Origin of the sequence: Carboxydothermus pertinax, assembly GCF_001950255.1 — a bacterium.
Lineage (GTDB): Bacteria > Bacillota > Z-2901 > Carboxydothermales > Carboxydothermaceae > Carboxydothermus > Carboxydothermus pertinax.
The window spans coordinates 1-13,279 of sequence record NZ_BDJK01000017.1; the positions used below are offsets into that span (position 1 = coordinate 1).

The window sequence follows — 13,279 nt, forward strand, 5'->3', positions numbered from 1 at the left end:
TTTTTGGGAACCCCGTTATCTAAACCTACTTCCGTAGGCTCGGTCCTATGAAAGGTTAATCCAAGCTTCTCCTTATTTTTTGCTTCCGTACCCCTTCTCGAGTACGGTCCGCTTGCCGTTATTTCTTTGCCAAGGTACCGCTTACTTTCGACGGCATTCGCCGTCAGCGACGATTCTTAATTTATCACATCTCGTGCTCCCTTGTCAAGCGGTTTTTTGACCTTTTTTGCTTCCAGTTGTTTCCGCCGCCTACGGGACGCTTTATTAATATACCAAATCCTTTTCCCTTTCTTCAAGGGCTAATTTCTGGTAAAAACGTACGACCCATAAAAAAACGCCGGCACATTCCGTACCAGCATTTTTATTTTTGTAATGAAGGCAACATTATCTGTGGTACTTCCCCTACTATAACTGTTTCGATTACTGGAAGCTTATATGAAAGTTTTTCTGGGGCACTTACTAGCGGTATTGCCACTTTATAACTGGCATTCAAGGTTATATAAAGCTGGTGCCGTGTTTGGTTTAAGCCTCCCGATTGAAAAGAATCGCTACATTTTACTTCCACAAATCCCATAGGTATAAAACGAATTTTAATCTTTGGTCCGACAGCAGCTAAAACTCTTATTCCAAACATCTGTCCCAGCGGAATTTCAACTCTTTGGGCTGCCAGTGAATTGATTTCCTTTTGAAGTTTATTACCAACAGTGGCCGCAAATTTATTAAAAATTATTGTATTTGCCTGAACCAGCGTAATCTTTCCTTTTTCATCTTTTTCAATATGAATTAATTTTTCATATTGAAAATCTGCTTTAGCGACTTCCTGAAGAACAATGTAAGTAAATTTTTCGGTAAGCAATTGATTTATTCGGATTTTTGCTAAATTTAAAAATAAACTGCCTAAGTAATGTTCCACCACTAAAGTGAATATAAGTAATAAAATGACCATTAAAATAAAGAAGGACTTTAAACGCTGTATTTGATAAGGGGCTAAATACACGGCGACCACCACCCTGGATTCTAAGATAGGTTATGATGGTCGCCGTTAAACTGTTACTCTTCTAAAATTATTTTTAAAAACCGCCGTTTGCCAACTTTTACCGTATACGCTGCTGTTTTTTTATCTAAATAAAAATTAATGTCGTTTATTTTCTCCTGGTTTACTAAAACTGCTCCTTGGGAAATTAACCTTTTTGCTTCGCTTATACTTTTTACCACTCCTGCGTTAAATAAAACTTTAGGTAAAAGCACTCCCTTTCCCTCTAGTAATTCCCTGGGTACCTTATACTCGGGAATTTCGTCGGGCAGGTCTTTCTCCCTAAATATCTTTATAAACTCTTTTTCCGCCTCATCCGCAGCTTCTTTTGAATGATATTGAGTAATAATCTCTTTTGCTAAAAAAACTTTTGCATCCCGCGGATTTAATAGCCCTAGTTCCATTTGCGTTTTCATTTCATTAATTTTTTCCATAGGAACAGATGTTAATAATTCCAAGTAACGCAAAATAAGACTATCAGGAATAGACATTATTTTCCCAAACATTTCTTGGGGTGATTCATTAATTCCAACGTAGTTCCCAAGACTTTTGCTCATCTTTTGCACGCCATCGGTTCCTTCTAAGATTGGCATCATGATAGCAATTTGCGGTTCTTGACCGTATTCTTTTTGCAATGTCCGTCCCATTAAAAGATTAAACTTCTGGTCAGTTCCTCCCAATTCAATATCTGCCTTTAAGGCAACCGAATCATACCCTTGCATTAAGGGGTAAAAAAACTCATGAATACTAATTGGCTGTCCATCTTTAAATCTTTTAGCAAAATCATCTCTTTCCAGCATCCGGGCAACAGTGTATTTCGATGCAAGTTTTATTACATCCGCAAAATTAAGTTTTGCCAGCCATTCACTGTTAAAAACCATTTTTGTTTTATCGGGATCCAGAATTTTAAAAATCTGTTCCTGATAGGTCTTAGCATTTTGCAAAACTTCTTCCCACGTTAACTGTTTTCTAGTCTCTTTTTTCCCAGTTGGGTCACCAATTTGCGCTGTAAAGTCACCAATAATAATTATTACCTCATGTCCTAAGGATTGGAATTGCTTTAATTTTTGTAAAACCACAGTATGTCCTAGATGGATATCCGGTGCAGTAGGATCAAGGCCAAGCTTAACCCTTAAAGGTTTACCTTCTTTTAAAGATCTTTTTAGCTTTTCTATTAGTTCCTCTTCGGGAACGATTTCCACAACTCCCCTTTTAATTATTTCAAGTTGCCGCTTTAATTCATCCACTGGCATCTCCCTTTCCATCATAAAAAATTATCACTAATAAACTTAATATTTATTATGTATTATTCCATAATTTTACGTCAAGGCAAAACTTTTTCAGTACATAAATAGTAAGATATGCTATAATGTTTTTTAAGTAAAAGGAGGTAAGAAGGTGCGAAAAAAACGCAAGCGGATGCCAAAGTGGGTTCTCATATCCTTATTGGTATTTCTCCTTTTAGCTTTTTTTACATCAATTGGCGTTGGAGGATATATTTATTATTGCCTAAAAGATGTCCCAACTTTCTCACCCAAAATGTTAGAACTTTCCGGAACAACCTTAATTTATGATAAAAATAATAATATAATTGCCGAAGTCCACGGCAGTGAAAACCGAATTCCCGTAAAAATCGAAGAGGTTCCTGATATTGTTAAAAAAGCAGTTATTGGCGCTGAAGACACCCGTTTTTACCAACATCACGGAATTGACCTGAAAGCTATTTTAAGAGCAGCCCTTGAAGATTTAAAATACGGAGCACCTAAAGAAGGAGCAAGCACAATCACCCAGCAGGTGGTTAAACTTACTTTTCTAACTCCTGAAAAAACCCTTAAAAGAAAAATTCAAGAAGCATATTTAGCTATTCAGCTTGAAAGAGCTTTTACAAAAGATGAAATTTTAGAAATGTATTTGAACCGGAGTTATTTTGGCGAAGGAGCCTATGGAATAAAGGCTGCTGCTCAAACTTATTTCGGCAAGGATTTAAATGAATTAACCTTAAGCGAATCAGCTCTTTTAGCTGGGTTACTACCAGCGCCAAGCCGCTATTCTCCTTTAAATAATAAAGAGCTAGCCTTAAACCGACGTAATATAGTCTTAAATAAAATGCTCCGAGCCGGATTCATAACTGAAGAACAAGCAGAAAAAGCTAAAAAAGAACCTTTAATTCTAAATCCCAACCTTTTATCTGATAGTAATAACAATAAATATAAATATCCTTATTTTGTGGAATATGTAATTGAGCAACTAACAGAAAAGTTTGGAAGTGACCGGGTTTTTCGGGGCGGGCTTAGGGTTTATACCACCTTAGATCCCAAAATCCAGGAAGCTTCCGAAAAAGCTCTAAAAGACCCTAAAAACTTTCCGAAATCCAAGCGAGATAAAAATGGAATTTTACAGCCCCAGGGCGCAGCAGTAGTTCTCGATCCTAAAACCGGCGAAATCAAGGCAATTGTGGGTGGGCGCGAACATAACCAGCTCCGCCAGTGGAATAGAGCCACCCGTACTAAAAGACAACCAGGCTCAGCTTTTAAGCCAATTATTGCCTATGGACCTGCAATTGAAAAGGGAATGTCTCCAGCTTCGGTAATTGACGACCGACCAATAAAATATGGGAATCACTCCTTTTCTAATTCTGATGGCAAGTATCGGGGGTTAATTACCTTAAGAGCAGCTCTCACCAGGTCAGTTAATACTGTTGCTGTTCAGCTCCTTGACAAAGTTGGTTTTGCCGATGCCTTTAAATTTGCCAAAAAGCTGGGAATTGATTTAAATCCTAAACTTGAATCAAACCTTGGTATTGCTCTAGGAGGCCTTACCGATGGAGTTACCCCCCTGCAAATGGCGGCGGCTTACGGAGCCTTTGCCAATAAGGGAATTTACGTAGAACCTACAGCCATAATTAAGGTTGAGTCCGCTTCCGGAGAGGTTTTATTTAAAAATGAACCTAAAAAGCGGGTAGCTATGAAACCGGAAACTGCATTCCTCATTACGTCAATGCTTGAAGATGTGATATTTAAGCCCGGTGGTACAGGTTCAGCTGCTCGCTTAGATCGACCGGTTGCCGGTAAAACCGGTACTACCGATGAAGGAAAAGACCTCTGGTTTGTTGGCTATACTCCCGATTTAGTTACTGCAGTCTGGGTAGGCCATGACCGACCCCAACCTATTCCCCGGGGATTTGGGGGTATTTATCCTGCTAGAATTTTTAAAGCAATCATGACCGAAGCCCTAAAGAATGTACCTAAGTCGGATTTTGAAAAACCAAGCGGCGTTATAAAAGCAACTGTCTGTGGTAAATCCGGTCAGTTACCCGGTGACAACTGCCCTCAAGACCAGTTGGTTTACGATTATTTTGCCAAAGGAACAGTACCGACAAAAATTTGTAATGTCCATGTAAAAGTAGAAATTTGTGCTGACTCCCATTTGCTGGCAACTGAATATTGTCCCAATAAGCTAACGGTAAGTTTAATTGCTTTACCTTATCAAGTACCTAATTACGTTTTAGATTATTCCTTAAGGTTACCCAGAGAAAAATGTAATATTCACGGGCCTAATACCCAATCCCCGGTTCAGGAAGTAGAAGTCCCTGTCTGCACTGACCCGGCCCACAATGGCCAGGATTTCCTAGCGCTAATTCCAAAAGCTGGTGAAACTGGTGGTTGTCCACCTCAATATGTTACTATTAAAAAGTTTCCCAAAGATAAGGTTCCAAAAGTTTATTGTGATATTCCCGAACACCAAATAAAGCCTGCCCCTCAAGGTAATGATAATGCCCCTCAAGGTAATGAAAATCAAATAACCCCTCCTAACAATTAGGAGGGGTTTACTTTAAATATATTTCCGTTGCCCCATCTCCCCCTTGATTTTGCGGGGCAAAATTATATTTTTTAACAAAGGGAACTTCTCTTAAATATTCCCAGAGGAATTTTTTTAAGGCTCCAGTGCCTTTGCCATGGATAATTCTGACCTTTTCTACTCCCGCTAAATAAGCATCATCCAGATATTTTTCAACTACTGGCTCGGCTTCTAAAGTATTCATTCCTCGAATATCGAGCTCTGCGTTAAAGTTTTGCTTTTTGGTCAACTCAAGAGTGGCTTTGTTAAGCCGAAGGCTACCAACCTGAATTTGACTGTTAATTTTTTCTTTTTCCTGTTTCTTTGCCGGTTTTATTTTGTCAAAGCTTACATTTAGCTTCATTATTCCTGCCCGTACCACAGCGTTCATTTCCCCTACCTCTAAAACTTCCGCCCTTTGGCCAATATCAATTAATTCCACAATCTCTCCTACTTGAGGGCGATAGGGTTTAAGTGGTTCAATGGGCATCTCAAATCTTTCGGAAAATTTCTTGGTTTTTAAGCGGGCATCTTCTAGGACTTTTGGGAGAAGTTTGGCTTCACTCTCTTTAATCCTTTCTTTAATTTCCTTTAGCAGTAATCGTCCTTCCCGCTCGACCTCCAAAAGCTTTTGCCGATATTTATCCCGATATTTCGTTATTATTTCTTCTTTGGTTTTCTCAAGATTTTCTAATTCAAAGTTAAGTTTAGCTTCTTTCTCCTTGAGAATTAATTTTAATTCTTCAATTTCTTTTTGGGTCTTTTCTAACTGCTTTTTCTCCTGCTCCAATTCAAGAATTAGTTGATCGAGTTTAACTTCTTCCTCTTTTAAGAAACTTTTTGCTCTATCTATTATTTCCCTTTTTATTCCCAAACCTTGAGCAATAAATAAAGCGTTACTGCGTCCCGGTTTCCCAAGATTGAGGCGATAGGTAGGTTTTAAACTTTCTGGGTTAAATTCTACCGAAGCATTTTCCACTCTTTCCGTTTGCAGGGCGTAGTCAGCAAGTTCACTGGTATGGGTAGTGGCAACAACTTTGACCTTTTCTTGCCGGAGTTCTTCAAGGATTGCTTTGGCTAATGCTGCCCCTTCACGGGGATCAGTTCCGGTCCCTAGCTCGTCCAACAATACTAAATCTCCTTCACGAGCATTTTCTAATATAAATTTTAAATTAAGTAAATGAGAAGAAAAGGTACTTAAAGATTGAATTATGCTTTGTTCATCTCCAATATCAACAAAAACCTCACCAAAAAGACCTATTTCCGTATCAGGAGAAGCTGGGATAAACAACCCCGCTCTCGCCATTACAGCTAAAAGGCCAATGGTCTTTAAGGTAACAGTCTTTCCTCCGGTATTAGGGCCTGTAATAATAAGTAAATCAAAGTCCTTTCCTAAGGTTAAGTCAAAAGGTACTGCTTTTTTTCCTAAAAGCGGATGTCGGGCGCGCTTATAGGATAAAATTCCACTAGTAGTGATTTTTGGTTTATAGGCGTCCATCTCCAGGGCAAGATGTGCCTTTGCTAAAATTAAATCTATTTCTCCTAAAAGCTCATAAGTTAGCTTTAGCTCCTGTTGTCTTATAACTAATCGATTAGTAAAATCTCTTAAAATCTTTTCAATGATTTCTCTTTCCAAAAGTTCTAACGCCTTTAATTCATTCCCAGCTTCAACGGCACTGTAAGGTTCAACAAATAATGTTTGTCCCGTATTGGAACGGTCATGGATAATTCCCGGTACCTGATTTTTAAATGAAGCTTTCACCGGTAAGACAAACCTATCTCCTCGTACGGAAATAAGAGGCTCTTGCAAGAATTTTACAAGTTCAGGATCTCTAAGATATTTTTCCACCGCTTCTCGCATTTTTTCTTTTAAACGGGCAATTTGACCCCGAACTCTTTTTAATTCCTCGGAGGCCTCATCTTTTACCGTACCTTCCGGCCAAAAGCTTCTTTCAATATCTTTAATAATGGCTTCATCAAAATATAACCCATTAGCAATTTTCTTTAGTCTTGGGTAGTCACCTCTTTGGATTTCCTGTAGCGTATCTCTGGAAAGTTTCATTAACTGGCCTACGCGATAAATTTCCCGCCCGTCCAGCATGCTATTTTTTGTAAGTTTAAGAAAAGCATCGGATAAATCCGAAAGTAAACTTAAATCCACCGTTTTAAATCGTAAGAATAAAAGCCCGTCTTCAACTTCCAAGAGTTTTTCCTCGATAATTTCCGGACTAGATAGCGGTTGAAGCTTTAATGTCAGCTGCTTTCCTGGATAGGAAGTTGCTTTTTGATATAACTTCTGGATAATTTCCGGAAACTCAAGTCTTATTAACGTTTTTTGATTCATTTTTTATTCCGCTCCTCGAAAATAATGCCCAGTGGTAAAGCCTTCAGGATAAAGACTTTGTAAAGATTCCATGCTTTTTATCTCCGGTTCATACCATTCTCCTAATTGATTTAAACGCGTAATTTCCTCTCGCCAAATATTCACCACTTTAGATACCCTATCCGGCTCCTCAAAAGGAAGCTCAAGTCGTAGATACTCAATTCCCAAAAGCTCAGTAAACTCCGAGAGATTTTTTAAAATGTTTAGTTTTTTATTATTAAAAATATGCATTCGGCAAAATTGGTCAGTTTTTACAGGGAACCTGACGCCTAATCGATCTTTTAAGTAATAATCCCCAAAATAACATACCCTGCCACAGTTTTTTTCCCGAGTCATGCCTCCCGCAACAGCTCCAATGACACAGTATTCACTTACCATTAAAGGTACATCCCCAAAAACTACAGCTTCTTTAGCCATTTCTGCAAATCTTGCCGTTTCCTTAAGCATTTTAAAGGAAAGTTCTAGGGATATCGTTGCTCGTTTCAAAGACCAATCGTACAAAACCTCTTCACTCAGGGAATTAAAAACATTAAAAGAATAATCCGCAGCAAGATTAAATCCCAAGTTTTTAGCATAAGATATAATGCCAGGATTCCCCGCCAGAATCCCTGAAAAGTTGTACCCCTTAGAAATTTCTTGCAAAAACAATTCTAATTCGTGGTCCTTAGTAATCCTTGGGGTATGAAGCCATATCTCTTGAGTACCTTTTTGCGCTAAAAATATTTCATCGTACTTATAAGGTTTCTTAAAAAACCTTTCGCCTGCTAAATAAACAATATCTGCCCCAGCTCGTAAAGCGCTTATGGCTGCTTCAGTACTTCCTACTTTAACCGCAAGTTTAAAAAAGTTTTGTTTTTGCTTTCTACTTTCCGGAAGGATAAGCTTTTCGCGAATTGGCTTTCTTTTATATTCTTTAATAATCTTATCCGCTAGCTTTTCAATGGCTTCGCGGCGCAGTTTATTTAGTTCACTTGCGGGAATCATAACCCCCTCTTCTAATCCTTCAGCAACTATTTCATCGATAAAAAAAGGAGTATTCCCAAGGCGATTTAGCTGTTCTTGCAAAAATTCCAAGCTTGCCGGTCGTTTGCAAGCAGTTTCTATAACATATTCCGATTCCACCTCAACCCGGTGGCCAAAACCGTCCGTAATAATTAACCGTAACGGCTCTCCCCGGCGGGCAATCACATCAGCCTTTAATTGGAATTTTTTTATTTCCCGCTCCCGGACAAAGCTTTCCCTTGCCTCCTCCAGCAATTTACGACTTGATGTTTTAAAAACCCGGTCCTGCCCAGATACCCGCTCTGGAAAGTAAAACTCAACAATGTCACCTTTTTCTGCCCTTTCTACTTTTTCCTTACCCCGATAAAGGCTCCCAACTTCTACTCCTAATCGTCCACCTTTTTTAACCCAAATTTCTACCCCGTCCCCTTCTTCTAAGCGGTCTTCTAACTTTACGCGAACCATATTTTTACGTTCATCATACCTTAAAACTCTACCGACAAAAACCCCCCGATTATTGGGGCGATTATAACTCATTAATTCCTGCCCCGGTTTTCCTAACAGGTAAGAGGTCGAAAAATTCCTATTAAAAATTTCACGTAGCTTTCTATCCTGTTCTTCACTAACATGGAAATTTTGCGGGTCATTAAAATAAAAATCTATCAATTCTCGGTAAACTTTAACTACCGTTGCCACATATTCAGGTCGTTTCATACGCCCTTCAATTTTAAACGAATCAACTCCTGCCTTTATTAAATCGGGCAAATAAGCACTTAAATTGATATCTCTGGTACTTAAAAGATACTCCCCTAAATTTTCACCGATTTCTTTTTCATCTTTAATTAATTTATAGGGCAAACGACAGGGTTGAGCACATTTCCCCCTATTGCCACTTCGCTGTCCAATAATACTGCTCATTAAACACTGCCCCGAGTAAGAAATGCACAAAGCACCATGGATAAAATGTTCTAACTCAACGCCAGTTTTCTTTTTTATTTCTCTTATTTCCACTAAAGACAATTCTCTCGCTAGGACAACCCTTTTAATTCCCAGTTCTTTAATTAACGATATGGCTTTACTGTTATGAAGTGTCATTTGGGTACTGGCATGGATATTGAGGTCTGGAAAGTATTCTCTAATGACTTTAGCCAATCCCAAATCTTGGACAATAACAGCATCTGCCCCTTCTTTATAAATATTTTGTAAAAACCTAAATACTTCCTTTAGCTCGCTATCGGTTACTAATGTATTTAAGGTTATGTAAGCTTTTACTCCCCGTAAATGACAGTAATTGATAGCTTTTACTATTTCTTCATCAGTAAAATTTTCAGAAAAATGTCGGGCATTAAAGAATTTACCACCAAAATATACTGCATCGGCCCCATTTTGCACTGCAGCTACTAAATTTTCATAAGCTCCAACTGGTGCTAAAAGTTCTGGCTTTTTAAACATTTTTTTACCCCCTAAATAGGTAAAAGAGCGTGGTTAATACCACGCTTTTATCTTTTAACTCTAATTAAACCAGAGGTTGCAACAACCTTAACCCCTTTTCCCTCAAGTCTATCCAGCCATAGGTTCATCCCCAAGGAATCACTAGCCATGTGACCGGCGATAACTACATTTATATTATGCTTTTCGGCCTCTTTTTTATGTTTCTCCGATAAATGCATTGTAACAATAGTACCTACTTCAGTAGTAGAAAGCTTTGAAAACATTTCATCGGAGCCGCTGGTGCCTCCGGTCATATCAACGAAGATTTTACCGCATCTTCTTTCCGGTGCTCCCACTACTATGGTAGGCCCTGCCCCAATTTTGGTAGCTTCTTTATATTCAGGTAACTCCTTTAAAAAGTCAACAATTTCGCCAACGGTTTCGGGATTTTTCTCAGCAAAATAATTGGTTAAATAAGTAGTAACCAAATTATCCGCAGGGGTATGGACACTCATAAAGGCATAACCTAAAAGCCTTGCGGCATCAATTGCCCGGTTGTGGTTTAAAGGCATTAAACCGCGTTTTACCTCCCCGATTCTTGGAGCCATTATCCCCTCGGCAACATTTATAGGCACCCCAAGCTGGTGTAAGATATCTTCTTGCAAATGCATAACTTCATAAAGCTTGGCAATACCCTGGCCTTCCGGATGATGGGTAATTATTAAATCAATTTTGGTTCCTTTCTCGGTAAGACGATCGGCCAGTAAAACTTCACCAATTTCCATATCAATACCTACCAACACCGTATTTACTTCTTGTTCAAAATCCCCCAAATATACCCGGGTATCACTGTAGGGATTGGTCAGTTTTTCTAAATCATACTCCTCTTTTTCCTTTTCCGAAAGTTTTTCATATCGCTTTTTTTCTTTTTCTAATGCTTTTAAAACTTGTTCCTTACCCCGGGGGTCGCTTTCTATCCCCATTTCCACCGCCAATTCGTAAATTTCTTTCAGTTTCATCTTCCCACTCCTTTTTATTTTTTTGAAACAAATTTATTGCCCCTTATATAAAACCGATAAGGTAGCTCCTTACCCGCATTTATACCAATTCTCGTAGTGGTAACAATTTCCTCTGGGGACAAAGGTTCACCTTCCGTAATGTACAACGCCTTACCAAGAGTCAAGTCATGGCCGTTTAACTTTAAATCAATCGCCATCCCCTGGGTTAATTTTGCCGGGCCGCGTAATAGTTCCCTCTCCGGTTTATTACCGCGTAATGCTTTTATTACCTCAATCCCACTTATTGGTTCTAAAGCACGAATTAAAACCGCTTCCGCTCGGCCAACATCACCCGTTACCACATTAAAACAGTAATGCATCCCATAGGTAAAATAAACATAAGCATGTCCAGGTGGACCAAACATAGTTTCATTTCTAGGCGTTTTTTTCCTATAAGCATGACAAGCCGGATCGTCCTGGTGGTAAGCTTCCGTTTCCACAATTTTACCTATTAGCAATTTACCGCTATATTCCCGAACAAGATAGCAATTAAGTAAGTTTTTAGCAACCTCTAAAACATTACCTGCGTAAAATTCTCTTGGTAAAATCATAAGCACCTCTATTATAATAAAAAACTTAAATAATTTTGGCAATATTATCCTTTATTTTCTTAAGAATTTTTTGAGTGACTTTAAGTCTTTCGCATTTAAGACCTCGTTTTTGGTTAAAAGGGCTTTGCGCGCCACCATAACTCCAAATTGTAAATCATTAGTTAATCGATGAATATCGTGGGCATCAGTGTTAATAGAAATTAGAACCCCTTCCTTACGAGCGCGGGCTACATATTCATCTTTTAAATCTAACCGTTCCGGGGAACTATTTATTTCTAGAGCGGTATGGTACTTAGCTGCTTGATAAATGATTTCATCGACATTTACGTCATATTGTTCTCGACGTCCCAATAATCTACCGGTAGGATGACCAATAATATCCACATGTTCGTTTTTAATAGCCTCTATAATTCTTACGGTTTGTTCTTCTCCAGGAAGTTTAAAACCCGTATGAACCGAAGCAACCACAATGTCCAGCTGGGCCAACAGCTTATCCGGCAAGTCTAATGAACCATCCTTTAAGATATCAACTTCAATTCCTTTTAAGATAGTAATTCCCGATAATTCCTGGTTTAACTTCTCTATTTCCTCGATTTGGGTTAAAAGTCTTGCTTCATCAAGTCCTTTGGCGACGGTAAGACTTTGGGAATGATCAGTAATAGCAAGATATTCATAGCCGTTATTTTGAGCCGTAATAGCTAATTCTTTTATGGTACATACCCCATCGCTATGCCGGGAATGAATATGCAAATCCCCCTTGATGTCCGAAAGGGTAAGTAAATCCCGAAGTTCTTTTTCCTGTAGAAATTCAAAAAGCCCGTCCGCTGTCCTCAATTCCGGTTCTATGAAAGGTAAACCTTTAGTACTAAAAATCATTTCTTCTTCCGCAAAATTATCGTCTAAAACCCCAAAGACACTGAGAAAAGTTTCAGGACCAGTAGTACTAAACAATTTATTTCCCCAATTATTTTTTGCACAAAACTCTATTTTAAGCTTAAATCCTTCAGGAGCTAAAAAGAGAAATCCTTCTTCTTGACTCAACAGGGTGTACCCGAGATTTTCCATAATCTTTACAAATTCGTCTGGGGATTTATTAAAAACTATCAAAAAGTGATAATAGGGAATTATTTCTTCTTTTAACCTTAAACGACCAGTTACACTTACTTTCTCCACTCCCGGTATGCTTTTGATTATTTCGAGGATCTCATTTACATTGCGGCTATAAAGGCTTACTGGAATTTTTTCTTGCCATTCCCGAATTGATGCTATCCCTACCAAGATTTGCTGCTCCGTTTTACTACCAATTCCAGCAACTTCTTTTAATTTGTGGGCTTTAGCCAGGCTTTCAACCTCATCTAAGGTATTGGGATTAAAACTCCTATAAATAAGTCTTGCCGTTTTTACCCCTATTCCCGGTATCTTTAACAAATCAAAAATGATTAAAGGAATTTCTTTTTTTAAATTTTCATATTCAGCAATTTTTCCGGTCCGATAATATTCTAAGATCTTTTCTCTTAAATTTTTCCCAATTCCCGGCAGTTCCCCCAGACGGTCTTCCATTACATATTTATCCAAATCGTTGGTCTTTTTCAAGACCCGAGCCGCCTGACGGTAAGCATTGATTTTAAAAATATTCTCTTCTTTATATTCAAGCATAACCGCAAAGTCTTCAAAGATTTTACTAAGTTTTAAATTAATCATTCCCTGTCCCCACTTTCTTCATTAAGGGCAGCAGCAACTAAGTCATACTTTTGCTTTAAGTCCTTAAGTTCTTTTGCTAAATTTAAACTAAGTAACACGTAATACCAATGCCAGGGTAGTTTTGGATATTTCTCCTTTATTTCTTTTAGTTTTTCATCTAAACTGCGAGCAAGTTCTAAAACTTCCCCTTCCGGTAAACTGCCTTTTAAATAGTATTTTTCCCCGTCTATTTCCACCTCAATTCGATTCAATTTATCACCTCGCTTTTTAGAAAAATCCTTTA

At 38.3% G+C, this 13,279-nt stretch carries 9 protein-coding genes; 1 reads left to right on the plus strand and 8 read right to left on the minus strand.

The window, feature by feature from the left end; genetic code table 11:
- Positions 1-361: 361 nt before the first annotated feature.
- Positions 362-997, minus strand: a complete 636-nt coding sequence (yunB, locus tag cpu_RS05875) for a sporulation protein YunB (protein WP_075859112.1) — start codon at positions 995-997, stop codon at positions 362-364.
- 53 nt (positions 998-1,050) lie between these two features.
- Positions 1,051-2,286, minus strand: coding sequence for a tyrosine--tRNA ligase (tyrS, locus tag cpu_RS05880; RefSeq protein ID WP_200800650.1), 1,236 nt, complete (start codon positions 2,284-2,286; stop codon positions 1,051-1,053).
- A gap of 145 nt (positions 2,287-2,431) precedes the next feature.
- Here tyrS and cpu_RS05885 point away from each other — a divergent pair, with 145 nt between their 5' ends.
- Positions 2,432-4,852, plus strand: a complete 2,421-nt coding sequence (locus cpu_RS05885) for a transglycosylase domain-containing protein (protein WP_234970199.1) — start codon at positions 2,432-2,434, stop codon at positions 4,850-4,852.
- Between the two features lie 7 nt (positions 4,853-4,859).
- On the opposite strand, the gene cpu_RS05890 is transcribed toward cpu_RS05885, so the two are convergent.
- Genes cpu_RS05890 through cpu_RS05915 form a run of 6 tightly spaced genes read right to left on the minus strand, consistent with a single transcriptional unit; the run spans position 4,860 to position 13,247 of the window.
- Positions 4,860-7,214 carry an endonuclease MutS2 gene (locus cpu_RS05890; RefSeq protein ID WP_075859114.1) on the minus strand — a complete coding sequence of 785 codons (2,355 nt, stop codon included), beginning with the start codon at positions 7,212-7,214 and terminating at the stop codon, positions 4,860-4,862.
- A gap of 3 nt (positions 7,215-7,217) precedes the next feature.
- Positions 7,218-9,707 (minus strand): U32 family peptidase, encoded by a 2,490-nt coding sequence (locus cpu_RS05895; RefSeq protein WP_075859115.1) that lies wholly within the window; start codon positions 9,705-9,707, stop codon positions 7,218-7,220.
- Positions 9,708-9,754: 47 nt separating this feature from the next.
- Positions 9,755-10,705: a Nif3-like dinuclear metal center hexameric protein gene (locus cpu_RS05900; protein ID WP_075859116.1), complete on the minus strand. Its 951-nt coding sequence runs from the start codon at positions 10,703-10,705 to the stop codon at positions 9,755-9,757.
- Between the two features lie 14 nt (positions 10,706-10,719).
- Positions 10,720-11,295, minus strand: coding sequence for a DNA-3-methyladenine glycosylase (locus cpu_RS05905; RefSeq protein ID WP_075859117.1), 576 nt, complete (start codon positions 11,293-11,295; stop codon positions 10,720-10,722).
- 51 nt (positions 11,296-11,346) lie between these two features.
- The gene (locus cpu_RS05910) at positions 11,347-12,996 is read right to left on the minus strand and encodes a PHP domain-containing protein (RefSeq protein ID WP_075859118.1); all 1,650 of its coding nucleotides are present in this window, start codon (positions 12,994-12,996) and stop codon (positions 11,347-11,349) included.
- On the minus strand, positions 12,993-13,247 hold the full coding sequence (locus cpu_RS05915; RefSeq protein ID WP_159433976.1) for a cell division protein ZapA: 255 nt from the start codon (positions 13,245-13,247) through the stop codon (positions 12,993-12,995). Before cpu_RS05915 ends, cpu_RS05910 begins: the two co-directional genes overlap by 4 nt.
- Positions 13,248-13,279: the final 32 nt, after the last annotated feature.